This is a genomic window from Streptomyces sp. P5F9, from assembly GCF_057961495.1.
This window is the reverse complement of record NZ_JBXVPZ010000085.1, coordinates 14,498-27,670: the sequence shown is the minus strand read 5'-3', so window position 1 is coordinate 27,670 and position 13,173 is coordinate 14,498. Positions and strand designations below refer to the sequence as shown.

Annotated in this window: 13 protein-coding genes; 4 read left to right on the top strand and 9 right to left on the bottom strand. The window is 71.3% G+C overall.

The window, feature by feature from the left end:
* A partial coding sequence (locus AC31A1_RS16665) for an MFS transporter (RefSeq protein WP_489654064.1) occupies positions 1-626 on the top strand: 626 nt, incomplete at its 5' end.
* A 4-nt stretch (positions 627-630) separates the two neighbouring features.
* Here the strand turns inward: AC31A1_RS16665 and AC31A1_RS16660 are convergent.
* Genes AC31A1_RS16660 through AC31A1_RS16640 form a run of 5 tightly spaced genes read right to left on the bottom strand, consistent with a single transcriptional unit; the run spans position 631 to position 4,970 of the window.
* On the bottom strand, positions 631-1,665 hold the full coding sequence (locus AC31A1_RS16660) for a S66 family peptidase (RefSeq protein WP_489654063.1): 1,035 nt from the start codon (positions 1,663-1,665) through the stop codon (positions 631-633).
* 42 nt (positions 1,666-1,707) lie between these two features.
* On the bottom strand, positions 1,708-2,067 hold the full coding sequence (locus tag AC31A1_RS16655) for an MmcQ/YjbR family DNA-binding protein (protein ID WP_489654062.1): 360 nt from the start codon (positions 2,065-2,067) through the stop codon (positions 1,708-1,710).
* Positions 2,064-3,371, bottom strand: coding sequence for a hemolysin family protein (locus tag AC31A1_RS16650; protein ID WP_489654061.1), 1,308 nt, complete (start codon positions 3,369-3,371; stop codon positions 2,064-2,066). Before AC31A1_RS16650 ends, AC31A1_RS16655 begins: the two co-directional genes overlap by 4 nt.
* 33 nt (positions 3,372-3,404) lie before the next feature.
* A complete protein-coding gene (gene ybeY, locus AC31A1_RS16645; RefSeq protein ID WP_393755424.1) occupies positions 3,405-3,902 on the bottom strand; it encodes an rRNA maturation RNase YbeY in 498 nt (165 codons plus the stop codon).
* 12 nt (positions 3,903-3,914) lie between these two features.
* Positions 3,915-4,970 carry a PhoH family protein gene (locus tag AC31A1_RS16640; protein ID WP_489654060.1) on the bottom strand — a complete coding sequence of 352 codons (1,056 nt, stop codon included), beginning with the start codon at positions 4,968-4,970 and terminating at the stop codon, positions 3,915-3,917.
* A 305-nt stretch (positions 4,971-5,275) separates the two neighbouring features.
* Between AC31A1_RS16640 and AC31A1_RS16635 the strand changes: the two genes are divergently transcribed.
* On the top strand, positions 5,276-6,001 hold the full coding sequence (locus AC31A1_RS16635; RefSeq protein WP_489654059.1) for an FAD binding domain-containing protein: 726 nt from the start codon (positions 5,276-5,278) through the stop codon (positions 5,999-6,001).
* Positions 6,002-6,075: 74 nt separating this feature from the next.
* On the opposite strand, the gene AC31A1_RS16630 is transcribed toward AC31A1_RS16635, so the two are convergent.
* From AC31A1_RS16630 to AC31A1_RS16620, 3 genes are all read right to left on the bottom strand, one after another.
* Positions 6,076-7,233 carry a carbohydrate kinase family protein gene (locus tag AC31A1_RS16630; RefSeq protein WP_489654058.1) on the bottom strand — a complete coding sequence of 386 codons (1,158 nt, stop codon included), beginning with the start codon at positions 7,231-7,233 and terminating at the stop codon, positions 6,076-6,078.
* Positions 7,234-7,429: 196 nt separating this feature from the next.
* Positions 7,430-8,719, bottom strand: a complete 1,290-nt coding sequence (locus AC31A1_RS16625; protein ID WP_489654057.1) for a glucarate dehydratase family protein — start codon at positions 8,717-8,719, stop codon at positions 7,430-7,432.
* Positions 8,716-9,612 (bottom strand): 5-dehydro-4-deoxyglucarate dehydratase, encoded by an 897-nt coding sequence (locus AC31A1_RS16620; RefSeq protein ID WP_489654065.1) that lies wholly within the window; start codon positions 9,610-9,612, stop codon positions 8,716-8,718. The genes AC31A1_RS16625 and AC31A1_RS16620 overlap by 4 nt, the downstream gene beginning before the upstream one ends.
* A gap of 147 nt (positions 9,613-9,759) precedes the next feature.
* Here AC31A1_RS16620 and AC31A1_RS16615 point away from each other — a divergent pair, with 147 nt between their 5' ends.
* A complete protein-coding gene (locus tag AC31A1_RS16615) occupies positions 9,760-10,542 on the top strand; it encodes an IclR family transcriptional regulator (protein ID WP_489654056.1) in 783 nt (260 codons plus the stop codon).
* Positions 10,543-10,792: 250 nt separating this feature from the next.
* Positions 10,793-12,136 (top strand): MFS transporter, encoded by a 1,344-nt coding sequence (locus AC31A1_RS16610; RefSeq protein WP_489654055.1) that lies wholly within the window; start codon positions 10,793-10,795, stop codon positions 12,134-12,136.
* Positions 12,137-12,578: 442 nt separating this feature from the next.
* On the opposite strand, the gene AC31A1_RS16605 is transcribed toward AC31A1_RS16610, so the two are convergent.
* Positions 12,579-13,169, bottom strand: coding sequence for a TetR/AcrR family transcriptional regulator (locus tag AC31A1_RS16605; protein ID WP_489654054.1), 591 nt, complete (start codon positions 13,167-13,169; stop codon positions 12,579-12,581).
* Positions 13,170-13,173 lie beyond the last annotated feature (4 nt).

Sequence of the window (13,173 nt, the reverse complement as noted above, 5' to 3'; positions counted from 1 at the left end):
ACCCCCTGATCTCCCTCCCCATGCTGCGCCGCCGCACGGTGGCCTGGGGCAACCTGGGCGGCCTGGTCACCTTCTCGATGATGTCGACGGTGGTCTTCGTCCTGACCCTGTACCTCCAGGAGATCCTGCACCTGTCGTCCTTCGAGACGGGCCTGGTCTTCGGCGTCCAGGGCATCCTGTCCGCGGTCGCCGGCACCTACGCCCCGAAGGTCATCGGCCGCATCGGCGCCCGCCGCACCCTGGTCGCCTCGCTCACCGGCCAGGCGGCTCTGACCGCCGCCCTCCTGACCCTGAACACCCACACCTGGTCGGTCTGGGTGGCGACGGCCGCCGTCTCCCTGGCGAGTATGTGCCACCTGGGCGCGATCATCTCCTACGGCCTGACGGTCACCTCGGGCGTCCCCGACGAGGAACAGGGCCTGGCCACCGGCCTGGTCACCTCCACCCAACAGATCGGCATCACCGTCGGCATCCCGCTCCTGGGCGTCCTCGCCACCACTTCGGGCGACCTCTTGTCGGGGGTCCACACAGTCGTGGGCATCGACGCGGCGATCGCGCTGGGGGCGGCGGTGCTGGTGGCCGTAGGCCTCGGCAGGAACCGGAAGGCCCATCCGGCCGCCGTATGAGATGTCAGTCCAGGGTCTGGACGAGTTCGGAGCGCGCGGCCGTGTGGACGACCCGGCCGCGCGCTCCGTTCACGAGCGGCAGATACGGCGGGACATGACCGCACTCGACATCGGCGACCACCGGCACGCCCAACGGTCCGAGCGCGTCCATGACGGCCTCGTGCTGGGTGAGCGTGGGGCTGTCGGGTGCGTGGGTCCGGCCCACGAGCACGGCGTTCGCCGCGTCGAAGAACCCGGCCAGCCGCATGCCGTGCAGGTTCCGGCAGATGGTGAACGCGTTGTCCTCGCAGGCCTCGACATACACGAGCAGCCCTTCGGAGGCCGCGCTCCGCGCGAAGGCGGGGACGTCCAGGTACGGCGTCCCGGCGAGATTGGCCAGCGTCTCGACGCAGCCGCCGATCAGCCGGCCCTCGATGTCGACGTCACCGTCACCGTCGAGGCGGGTCCAGCGCCCCGGGGTGTCGAGGGTGAGGTCCCGGACCTCCGGGTGACCCACGAAGTCGTCCCGGCCCGGGCTCCGATGACGGCCCGGCGGGGTCTGCGTGAACGGCTCGCCCAGCGGCGCCGCGACGATGTCGAGCCAGGACAGCAGCCCCTCGGGCGCCCGATAGGGCGTCTCCATAAGGGAGTTGCCGTGCACGGTCGCGGTTCCGGTGAACAGGGTCAGGGGTGTCAACAGGGTCGAGATGTCCGAGTAGCCGACCACCCAGGTCGGTTCGGCGCGCCCGATCCGCTCGAAGTCGAGCAACGGCACCAGGTCGATCGCGGTCTCCCCGCCCCACGGGGGCACCACGGCCCGGATGCCGGGGTCGGTGAGCATGTCCATCAGCTCGGCGGCCCGCTCGGCGGCGGGGGCGCTGACATGGCTCGTCCCGTCCATGCACCGGCCGACGACGACCTCGTACCCGCGCGTCTCGACATCGCGGACCGCGACATCGAGTCGCTTGCGCAGCGCGTCCGGGACCCCGCTGGACGGAGAGGTGACACCGACACGGTCACCGGGGCGCAGAGGACGCGGATATCGCACAGCAGCAGCCATACGCCGGATTCTGACACGCCTTCACCAGCCGCTCACCGGGATTTACGGCCGGTCGAGCCGCAGCCGCTCCGCCCTCGGCAGACCGGCCACGACCAGGTCGTACGAGTCCTCGATCAGTTCCTTGACCAACCGGTCCGGGAGTTCCCCGTCCACCGTCACCGTGTTCCAGTGCCGCTTGTTCATGTGGTACCCGGGGATGATCAGCCCCTCGTACTCCTCCCGGAGCCGGACCGCGTCCTCCGGGTCGCACTTGAGGTTGACCGTGAGCGGGCGGCCGTCCAGCCGGGTCAGGGCGAAGAGCTTGCCCAGCACCTTGAAGACGGACGTGTCCGGGTTGAACGGGAAGTCCTCCACCGTCGCGTTGAACGACAGGCAGAACGCGCGCAGTTCCTCGGGGCTCACTCCGGCTTCGTCTCCTCCTCGGCCGGGTCGGCCGGATCCACCGGCTCGACCAGCACCGTCACGATCTTGTTCCTACGCCCGGCCGAGGCCTCCGCCGTCAGCCGCAGCTCGCGCCTGTCGGGCAGTTCTACTACGGAGGAGGCACCGGCGATGGGAACGCGCCCCAGTGCCTTCGCCAACAGCCCCCCGACCGTCTCCACGTCCTCGTCGTCGTAGGCCTCGAAGCCGTACAGCTCGCCCAGGTCGCCGATGTCGAGACGGGCGGTGACCCGGTAGCGGTCGTCGCCCAGTTCCTCCACCGGAGGCAGTTCCCGGTCGTACTCGTCGGTGATCTCGCCGACGATCTCCTCCAGGATGTCCTCGATGGTGACGATGCCGGCCGTGCCGCCGTACTCATCGATGACGACAGCGACGTGATTGCGCTCCTGCTGCATCTCGCGCAGGAGGTCACCGGCGTTCTTGGTGTCCGGCACGAAGCTGGCGGGGCGCATGGCCGTGGAGACCAGCTCGGACTCGGCGTCCCGGCTGATGTGCGTCTTGCGGACCAGGTCCTTGAGGTACACGATCCCGACGATGTCGTCCTCGCTCTCCCCCGTGACCGGGATCCGCGAGAAGCCGGAGCGGAGCGCGAGGGTGAGGGCCTGACGGATCGTCTTGTACCGCTCGATGACCACCAAGTCCGTGCGGGGGACCATGACTTCACGCACCAGGGTGTCGCCGAGTTCGAAGACCGAGTGCACCATCCGGCGCTCCTCGTCCTCGATCAGCGACTCCTTCTCGGCGAGGTCCACCAGCGCCCGCAGCTCGGCCTCGGACGCGAACGGGCCGCGCCGGAAGCCCTTTCCGGGGGTGAGCGCGTTGCCGATGAGGATCAGCAGATACGGGATCGGGCCCATGATCCGCGCGAGCGGCAGCAGGACGTACGCCGCCGCCGTGGCCGTGTTCAGCGGATGCTGGCGCCCGATCGTGCGCGGGGAGACCCCCACCGCGACGTACGACACGAGGACCATGACGCCGATCGCGGCGAGCAGCGCGGGCGCGGTGCCGTGGATCACGTGCAGACACTCGTAGGTGACCAGCGCGGCGGCGGCCATCTCGCAGGCCACCCTGACCAGCAGGGCGACATTGAGATAGCGGGTCGGGTCGGCGGCGACCTGCGCGAGCTTGGCACTGCCGCGCCGGCCGGACCGTACGGCCTCCTCGGCGCGGAAGCTGGAGACGCGCGCGAGGCCCGCCTCCGCGCAGGCGGCGAGCCAGGCGACAACGACCAGGGCGATGGCGCCGACGACGATCTGAGGACTCATGAGGCGTGCTTACCTGTGCCCTTGCCCCGTGCCCTAGGAGACCGTCGGAGCCGGGGAGGGGCCGTCGACGCCCTTCTCCGCGCGCCAGCCGTCCACGATGGCGGCCTGGAGACCGAACATCTCGGCCTTCTCGTCCGGCTCCTCGTGGTCGTAGCCGAGGAGGTGCAGCACACCGTGGACGGTGAGGAGTTGGAGCTCCTCGTCCATGGTGTGCTGCGTCTCGGCCTCGGCCCCCTGCTTCGTGGCGACCTCCGGGCACAGCACGATGTCACCGAGCAGCCCCTGCGGGGGCTCCTCGTCGTCCTTGCTCGGCGGACGCAGCTCGTCCATCGGGAAGGACATGACATCGGTCGGCCCGGGCAGGTCCATCCACTGGATGTGGAGCTGCTCCATGGCGTCCTCGTCCACGACGATCACCGAGAGCTCGGAGAGCGGGTGGATGCGCATCCGCGCGAGGGCGTAGCGGGCGATGTCGAGGATCGCCTGCTCGTCGACCTCGGTTCCGGACTCGTTGTTGACGTCGATCGACATGGTCGTGCTGATCTACTTCCGCTTGTCACGGGCACCCTTGTGGGTGCCGTTCTCCGTACCGTTCTCGCTGTCGTACTTCTCGTACGCGTCGACGATACGGCCGACCAGCTTGTGCCGGACGACGTCCGCCGACGACAGGCGGGAGAAGTGCACGTCGTCGAGCCCCTCCAGGATGTCCTGCACCTGCCGCAGCCCCGACTTCGTGCCGCTCGGCAGGTCGACCTGCGTCACGTCACCGGTGATCACGATCTTCGACTCGAAGCCGAGCCGGGTGAGGAACATCTTCATCTGCTCGGGGCTCGTGTTCTGGGCCTCGTCCAGGATGATGAAGGCGTCATTGAGCGTCCTACCGCGCATGTATGCCAACGGCGCCACCTCGATCGTGCCCGCCGCCATCAGCTTCGGGATCGACTCCGGGTCCAGCATGTCGTGCAGCGCGTCGTACAGGGGGCGCAGGTACGGGTCGATCTTTTCGTAGAGGGTGCCCGGGAGGAAGCCCAGCCGCTCGCCCGCCTCGACCGCCGGGCGGGTCAGGATGATCCTGCTGACCTGCTTGGCCTGGAGCGCCTGGACCGCCTTGGCCATGGCGAGGTAGGTCTTGCCGGTGCCGGCGGGGCCGATGCCGAAGACGATCGTGTGCTTGTCGATCGCGTCGACGTACCGCTTCTGGTTGAGGGTCTTGGGGCGGATCGTGCGGCCTCGCGAGGACAGGATGTTCTGGGTGAGCACCTCGGCCGGTGTCTCCTCGGGACCATCCCCGTTCTCACTCGCCCGCAGCATGGCGATCGAGCGTTCCACTGCGTCCTCCGTCATCGGCTGCCCGGTGCGCAGCACCAGCATCATCTCGTCGAACAGGCGCTGGACGAGGGCGACTTGGCGGGCGTCGCCGACCGCGCTGATCTCATTGCCCCGGACGTGGATGTCGGCCGCCGGGAAGGCCTTCTCGATCACGCGCAGGAGGGCGTCTCCGGACCCCAGGACGGTGACCATCGGATGCTGGGCGGGGACGGTGAACCGTGCCTTCGCCTGCTCCTGCGCGGGGGTGTGAGCTGTGGGTGTCTGAGTCATGGGCCGGCTCTGTAGGCCTTGCTCGTCCTCCTCGAAAAGACTCGCCCGCCACAAGGGCGGCCTGGTGGTTTCCAGGGTACGCCGGGCCACTGACAACGCCGTAGGGCTTTTCGGTGACCGTCGGGCCACGAAATACGGGTCCGTCCTGCCTTGATACGGGCCCGTCCTGCCTTGCTGCGGGAGCGGGTCCGGCGCAGGAGAGGCGCGCGGGGTGACGCCGTGAGCCCTGTTCGCGCCCCCTGGCATGTACGGACAATGCGCTATGTCCGCCAAGTAGGCCATGCAGGGAAGGCAGGTCGGCCGCTGTGTTCGTGCGTCTGCCCACGTCCGTGTCCGAAGCGCAGGAGTGCCTGGCCGAGGGGGCGGTGCCCGTCGGCGGGGCGACGCTCGTGTGGGCCTCCTGGCAACGGGACGGGTTCCCCGAGCAGGCGGTGTCCCTGCGGGAGCTGCCCGAGGCGAAGGTGATCGGGGACGGGACGCTGGGCGCGGCCGTACTGCTGCACGAGATGGACGAGCGGGTGCCGGAGGTGCTGCGGCGGGCCGCGGCGGGTGTCGGGACCGGGGCCGTGCGCCGGACCGCCACGGTCGGCGGCAACATCGTCGGCAGCACACTGCGCTGTCTGCTCCCCGCCGCGCTGGTGCTGGACGCCCGCGCGGTGGTCCTGGAGCCGGACGGTCCCGTCGAGACCGACCTCGCCGAGCTGCTCGCGAAGCGGCCGGTGCTGTTGAGCCTGCGCTGGGCCGAGCCGGTCGCCAGCGGCTATCGCAAGCTGACCGGTGTGCTGCGGGGCGGGGTTCCGTTCGTGGTCGCGGTGGCGGTGGGCGCGGCGGAGGGCACGGAGGCACGCGTGCTGCGGGTCGCGGTCCGTGACGGCTACGACGTGCTCAGCGAGACCGTTCCCTACGACACGGACACCGGCCGGATTTTCCGCGCCCTGGCCCTGACACCGCTCGGCACGCTGCCCGAGGCGGTCTTCGAGGCCGTACGGGAAGAGGTCACCGGTGTGCTGGAGCGTGCGGCGGGCAGCTGAGCGGGAACGGTTCGCCTCCGGGCCCCTGGAGCAGGCGCCGCCCGCCCGGCCGCTCATGCCCCGTACTGCCGCTCCTAGGTCGACCGGCCGAACCCGATCGTCGGCACCGCCCGCCGCAACGGCCACGGGCTGCCGCTGCCCTGCTCCTCCGGTACGAGTCCCGCCAGGAACGCGTACCGGCGCAGGGCCGTCGGGTCCTGGCCGTCGACCGACTGCACCTTGCGCCACCAGGCGCCGATCTCGGACCAGCCCGGTGCGGAGAGGGAGCCGCCGAACTCCTGGACGGAGAGGGCGGCGGTGAGTCCGGCGAAGGCGAGGCGGTCGGCGAGCGGCCAGCCGGCGAGGGTGCCGGTGACGAAGCCGGCCACGAAGACGTCGCCCGCGCCGGTGGGGTCGAGGGCCTCGACGGCGATCGCCGGGACCTCGGCGGACTCCCCGGTACGCCGGTCCACGGCGTACGCGCCGTCCGCACCGAGGGTGACGACTGCAAGGGGTACGTGTTCGGTGAGCGCGTGGGCGGCGGCGCGGGGGCAGTCGGCGCCGGTGTAGCGCATGGCTTCCTCGGCGTTCGGCAGGAACGCCTCGCAGTGCGCGAGGTCGGCGAGTCCGGCGAGGTCCCAGGCGCCGGTGTCGTCCCAGCCGACGTCGGCGAAGATCCGGGTGCCCTCGCTCGCGGCCTGGGCGACCCAGGGGGCCTGCTTGCCCGGGGTGAGCGAGGCGACGGCGGCACGCGCGCGTGGCGGGCAGTCGGGTGCGCCCCCTTGGCCGAACACGACCTCCGGGGGCGGCTCGTGGCCGTGCGACACCATCGTGCGCTCACCCTCGTACGCCATCGACACGGTGACCGGCGAGTGCCAGCCGGGCACAGTCCGGGAGGCGGAGAGGTCGATGCCCTCGCCCTGCTGCAACGCGTCCCAGCAGTACTCGCCGTAGTGGTCGTCGCCGAAGGCCGCGGCGAGGGAGGTCCGCAGCCCGAGCCGGGCCAGCGCGGTCGCCATGTTGGCGACGCCGCCCGGGCTCGACCCCATCCCGCGCGCCCAGGACTCGGTGCCGCGCACCGGCGCGGATTCGAGCCCGGTGAAGATGATGTCGAGGAAGACGGTGCCGGTGAGATACACGTCCCAGGGCGGATCGTCCGCCGCGCGCAGCCCGGCCAGCGGATCGACCCCGCAGGACGGCCCTTCGCTGCGGGACGACGGTCCCTTTCCGGTGGACGCGTTGGACGCGGTCACGGTGCGCTCCCTGACGTGATACGGATCAGGCCAGTGTGCACCACCACCCACGCGTGGGGGCGACTCCCGCTCCGGGCCCACCCGTCGCGCCGGTGCCGGGCAACCCCAGGTCCGGGCTCTACGGTGCCCGCCGCGGCCAGTGCGGCCCCGCCCACGGACACCGCACCGCACGCGTCCGGATCCGGTCACCCGGTTCCTACCAGCGCGGCATCGACGGCGTCACCCACTCCGGGTCGGTGATCCGCATCGCGGCCGCGTCGTCGCGTTCGCGCAACGCACCGTCGTCGTCGAGCCAGCGCCGGTGCAGGAACTCCAGCTTGGCGCGGTCGAGTTCGACGCCCAGGCCGGGCGCGTCGGAGACGGTGACCTTGGCGTCGGTGAAGGTGAGGCGTTCGGTGAGGATGTCCTCCGACTGCCAGGGGTAGTGGGAGTCGCAGGCGTGGTGGAGGTTGGGGACGGTCGACGCGACGTGGGTCATCGCGGCGAGGCTGATCCCGAGGTGGGTGTTGGAGTGCATGGAGATGCCGACGCCGAACGTGCGGCAGATGGCGGCCAGTTGCTGGGTGTTGCGCAGCCCGCCCCAGTAGTGGTGGTCGGAGAGCACCACCTGTACGGCATCGCGCGTGAACGCTTCCTTGATCTCGGCGAACGTCGTCACGCACATGTTGGTGGCGAGCGGCACGCCGGTCCCGGCGGACACCTCGGCCATCGCCGGGGTGCCCAGCGCCGGGTCCTCCAGGTATTCGAGGACGTCCCCCAGCTCCTTCGCCACCTTCAGCGAAGTCTCCACGGACCAGGCGCCGTTGGGGTCGAGGCGGAGCGGGTGGTCGGCGAAGGCCGCCGCCAACGCCCGTACGGCGGCGATCTCTTCGTCGGGCGGGAAGACCCCGCCCTTGAGCTTGAAGGAGGTGAAGCCGTACCGCTCCTTGAACTTCCGTGCCTGCTCGACGACTCCGGCCGGGTCGACGGCGGCGCCCCAGTCGTCCTTCTCGCTCGCGACACCCTCAGGATGGTCGGCCCACTTGTAGAACAGGTACGCGCTGTACTCGACCGCGTCTCTCACCTTGCCCCCGAGCAGGGCGTGCACGGGCAGCCATAGCGTCTTGCCGAGGGCGTCGAGGCAGGCGACCTCGAAGGCGGAGACGACGGACAGGCGCAGCTTGTCGGCGGTCTGGACACCGCGCAGTCCGCCGACGTCGACCTGCCCGGAGACCCGTGAACTGTCGACGGCCAGCTCGTCGGCGACCGTGAACAGGCCGTTCAGGTCGCTGACCTGACGGCCGATCAGCTTCCCGGCGAAGGGGCGGGCCAGCTCCAGGTACTTGGTGTCGCCGTAGGTCTCGCCGAGGCCGGTGATCCCGTCGGCCGTCTCGATCTCGACGATCAGGCGCGGGGTGTAGGGCTGGTGGACGCCCTGGGTGTTAAGGAGGGGCGGGTCGGCGACCAGGATCGGAGTGAGGCGGACGTCGGCGATGGTGAGGTTCACAGCGCGGCTCCTACGAGGTCGAGTCCGGTGGTGAGCAGGGTCGTGAGCTCGGCCAGGTCGGCGGCCGAGGGGTCGGTGAGCGGGGCGCGCACGGGTCCCACCGGCTGGCCGCGCAGCCAGGCCGCCGCCTTGACCAGCGACACGGCGTATCCCGGTACGCGGTCGCGGAGTTCGACGAGCGGGACGTAGAACTCGCGCAGCAGTTTCTCGACCGCCTTGTCGTCGCCGTCCCGCAACGCGGTGAAGAAGGCGTTCGCGATCTCGGGGGCGAAAGCGTGGACGGCGGAGGAGTAGGCGGGGACGCCGACGGTGGCGTAGGCGCGGGCCTGGATCTCGGCGGTCGAGGCGCCGTTGAAGAACAGGAAGCCCTCGGGGGCGGCGAGCGTGAGGCGCTGGAGGCGGTCGAGGTCGCTGTGGCCGTCCTTGAGGCCGATGACGCCGGGGATCGCCGCGATCCGCTTCAACGAGCTTGCGGTGAAGGCGACTTGGCCGCGCTGGTAGGCGATGAGCGGGAGCCGGGTGCGGGCGGCTAGCTGCTCCAGCTGAGCCACCAGGCCGTCCTGCGGGGCGGCGACGAGGTAGTGCGGCAGGACGAGGAGCGCGTCGGCGCCCGCGTCCTCCGCGATGCGTGCGAAGCGGGCGGCCTGCGCCCAGCCGTAGCCCACACCGGCGACGACGGGGACGCGGCCGGCCGCCTCCTCGACGGCGATGGTGACGACCGTGCGGTACTCGTCCTCGTCGAGCGAGAAGAACTCGCCGGTGCCGCAGGCGGGGAACACGGCGCCGGGGGCGGTGGCGATCCGGGCCGCGACATGGGTGCGGAAGCCGTCGGGGTCGAGGGAGCCGTCGTCGTGGAAGGAGGTGAGCGGGAAGGAGAGCACTCCGCCCGCCATCCCGTCCCGGAGCCTGCGCACCACGGTCTCCGTGTCGCCGTTCACTGTGCTATCTCCCTATGTAGACGTCATCCACGTATGAAGACAAAGGTTAGATACACGAACCTCGACCGTCAATGGGGCACCCGCGCTCGCTAACATCGCCCCATGTCAGAGCCCGGTGGCGTCCGCGAGGTGAAGTCCGCCGCCCGTACGGTCGAGCTGCTCGAACTGCTCGCCGCGCGCGGCGACCGTCCCGCACGCCTCCAGGAACTCGCCGACGAGCTGGGCGTGCCGCGCAGCTCGATGTACGCCCTCCTCCAGACCCTGATCGCACACGGCTGGGTCCGCACGGACATCACCGGCTCGCTCTACGGCATCGGCATCCACGCCCTGCTCACCGGCACGACCTATCTGGACTCCGACCCACGCGTGCGGGTCGTACGGCCGTATCTCGACGAGGCGTCCCAGGCGCTCGGCGAGACGATCCACCTGGGGCGGCTGGACGGGCGGGACGTGGCGTATCTGGCGACGCGGGAGTCCCACGAGTACCTGCGGACCATCAGCAGGGTGGGACGGCGGCTCCCGGCCCACGTCGGCGCCCTGGGCAAGGCGCTCCTCGCCGAACGGCCGGACGCCGAGCTGCCGGCCGGGCCGTACGAGGCCGCCACCCCCAACACCCACACGTCGCGGGACGCGTTGGCCGCCGACCTCGCTTCGATCCGCACCCGGGGTTACTCGATCGACCGTGAGGAGGGCGTCGTAGGCATCGTCGGTTTCGGCTTCGCGCTGCGGTACGACAGCCCGCCGCTGGACGCGATCAGTTGCTCGGTGCCGGTGGCTCGGCTGACGCCGGAGCACGAGGGGCAGATCGTTGCGGTGATGCGGGAGGTCAGGGCGAAGATCGAGGGTGCGTCGGCTGCGGCCGGTGGGGCTGTGCACTGGCGGTAGTGAGCGCGCCTTCCGGGGGCTGCGCCCCCGGACCCCCAACGGGCTGGAAAATGAACGGCGCTGAAAAGTTCAGCACCACGCATGCCCCGCATCTCCCACACCAAACACAACGTGCCCCAGATCACACCCCCCGCCCTTCTTTCGCGAACCGCGTGCTTGATACAAATTGGCCGCGCGTTCCTGTCCGTCGACGGTCGTCGCCCCATCCCCCTTTTTTGAGCCGCTTCTTTCGCATGCCCTGGGAACGCCCGTGTTCGCCCGCAGCACCACCACGCCCTGGCCCCTCGTCGCCCTTTTCACGGCCGGGTATCTGGCCCCCTACCTCCTGCCGACCACCGTCGGCCGTCTCGACGCCGGGCTTCCGCTCTCCGCCACACAGGCCGGTGCCGTCGGCAGTGCGCTGCTGCTGAGTTCGGCCGCGGCGGGGTTTCTGCTCGCCTCGCGCGTCGACCGGGTCGGCCCGCGCACGCTCGCGCGGATCGGTCTCGCGCTGGCCGTTCTCGGGTACGGCTCGGCCGCCCTCACGCACGCCGTCCCCGCGGTCATCGCGGGCGCGGTGGTCGGCGGGTTCGGATCGGGTACGGCCACCACGGTCGCCGCGTCCGGGATCGCCGCCGAACGGGACCCCCATCGCGCTTCCACGCTCGGCCTGTTGTGCGTGTCCGCGCTCGCGGGTGCCGTCTACCTGACGGTCCCGCACCTCGGCGCGGGCCATGGCCGGCCGCTCGCCGCGATCGCCCTCACCGCACTCGCCGTATGGCCACTGACCGGACGCCTCCCGGTCCGTACGACGACGGCGCACACGCGCGTGGAGACCACCGGACTCCCCCACCGCCGCGCCGGCCTGGTCCTCGCCGGCACCTTGCTCTGCTGGTCCCTCGCCCAGAACTCCCTCTGGGGCGTCAGCGGCCGCATCGGCATCGACCAGGCCCACCTCTCCGAGGTCACCGTCGGCGCGGTCTTCGCGATCGCGCTCGGCACCGGTCTGGTCGGCGTGATCGGCGCGGGCGCGCTCGGGGCCCGGCTGGGGCGCGCGGTGCCGATCGGCGCGGGCACAGCCCTCATCGCGGGCTGCATCGTGCTCAGCGCGTCCGCGCACGACCTGAGGACGTTCGCGACCGGCGAGATCGCCTGGAACACCCTCTACCCGATCGTCCTGTCCTACGTCCTCGGCCTCGCCGCCTCCCTTGATCCGCGCGGCCGTTGGGCCGTCCTCGTCGGCTCGACCTCGTCGCTCGGTACGGCGGCGGGACCCCTGGTGGGCAGCGTGCTGTCGGCGCGGGCCGGGTTCCCGGCGATGGGCGCGATCCTCGCCGTGGGGCTGATCGTGATCGCCGTGCCGATGACCGGGGTCGCTCTCCACACCGGCGGCCGGCTGCTGGTGCCGGGCACGGTCCGGCGGCGCGGGGGCGCCCCGGGCGCCGTGGTCGCCGCGTCCGGCGGTATCCCCACCGGACCGGTACCGGAGATCGGCGCGCCCGAGCAGCCGGTCGTCGAGATCCCGCTGGACACCCCGGCCGTCCCGGCCCAGGGGGCCTACGACACGGCAGGCCCCCGTCACGCGGGTGCCACAGCCACCGGCAGCGGCGGCTAGATGATCGATTCCAAGGGGTCAGTGGTCGTAGGCGGTCACCGCGAGGATTCGCCGCATGGCGCGGGCGCTCGGCGTCGGTGAGCCGCGGGGTGCTCCGCACGGCCGGCCGGCATGGTGCGAGATGCCGGGATGCCTTCAGCAGGTCGTCGGTCTTCGCATGAAGTGCGGTCGCGAGGGTGTCCAACTCCGCCTTCGTACACTGCCGTTGGGCACCCTCGTCCCCCGCGCGCAGCCGATCCGATCCCTCGGAATCGATCATCCAGTGGTGCCGCGTCGGGAAACCGGCGGACAGGCGTCGGCCGAGCGGGCCGCGGCATACCGTCCGCGGATCGGGCCGACCGGAGCCGGCGGCCGGTGCGTTGGCCAGGCCGCTCCACCGACGCCGCGTCAGTGTCCCTGTCCCTGGCGCACCGCGTGATCCACGCTCGCGTGCCGGGCGCGCTCAGGCCTCGGCGGATGCGCCCGTCGCCGCCGCGATCAGGGCGGAGGCCGCCGCGCGGGTGGCCGCGGCCGCTGTGGAGTCGTGGTCCATCAGGGCGGAGACGCCGGCGCCGTCGTAGAGGATGTGGAGCTGGTGGCCCAGGGTGTCGGGGTCGGCGGCGCCGGCCTCGGCGGCGAGGCGGGTGAAGAGTTCGCGCATCCAGCCGCGATAGGCATCCGCCGCTTCCTGGACCAGCCCGGGGCCGGCCTCGGCGCCGGCCCGGATGAAGGCGCAGCCGCGGAAGTCGGGCCGGTCGAACTGCCGCCCCTGGGTCTCGAAGATCGCCAGCATCTGCTCGCGGGGCGTGTCGTGCTCCGCGACAGCCCGGGCGATGCGGTCGGCGGTGCCCGCGCGCCGGGTGTCGAGGTAGGCCCGGACGAGCTGCTCCTTGCCGCCGAAGGTGTTGTACAGCGACGCCTTGGCCACGCCCGCGTGCTCGATGACCCGGTCGATCCCGACGCTCTGCACGCCCTCGGCGTAGAACAGCTCGTTCGCGGCGGCGAGCAGGCGCTCACGCGCCGACGGCTTCGCGGTGCTCTGGACACTCGCCATGACG

What these genes read in the sequence shown, in the direction of transcription:
- AC31A1_RS16615 (WP_489654056.1), top strand. Translation starts at nt 9,760, where the DNA reads ATGTCAGAGCCCGGTGGCGTCCGCGAGGTGAAGTCCGCCGCCCGTACG.
- AC31A1_RS16605 (WP_489654054.1), bottom strand. Translation starts at nt 13,169, where the DNA reads ATGGCGAGTGTCCAGAGCACCGCGAAGCCGTCGGCGCGTGAGCGCCTG.
- AC31A1_RS16660 (WP_489654063.1), bottom strand. Translation starts at nt 1,665, where the DNA reads ATGGCTGCTGCTGTGCGATATCCGCGTCCTCTGCGCCCCGGTGACCGT.
- AC31A1_RS16620 (WP_489654065.1), bottom strand. Translation starts at nt 9,612, where the DNA reads ATGGCGGGCGGAGTGCTCTCCTTCCCGCTCACCTCCTTCCACGACGAC.
- ybeY (WP_393755424.1), bottom strand. Translation starts at nt 3,902, where the DNA reads ATGTCGATCGACGTCAACAACGAGTCCGGAACCGAGGTCGACGAGCAG.
- AC31A1_RS16650 (WP_489654061.1), bottom strand. Translation starts at nt 3,371, where the DNA reads ATGAGTCCTCAGATCGTCGTCGGCGCCATCGCCCTGGTCGTTGTCGCC.
- AC31A1_RS16640 (WP_489654060.1), bottom strand. Translation starts at nt 4,970, where the DNA reads ATGACTCAGACACCCACAGCTCACACCCCCGCGCAGGAGCAGGCGAAG.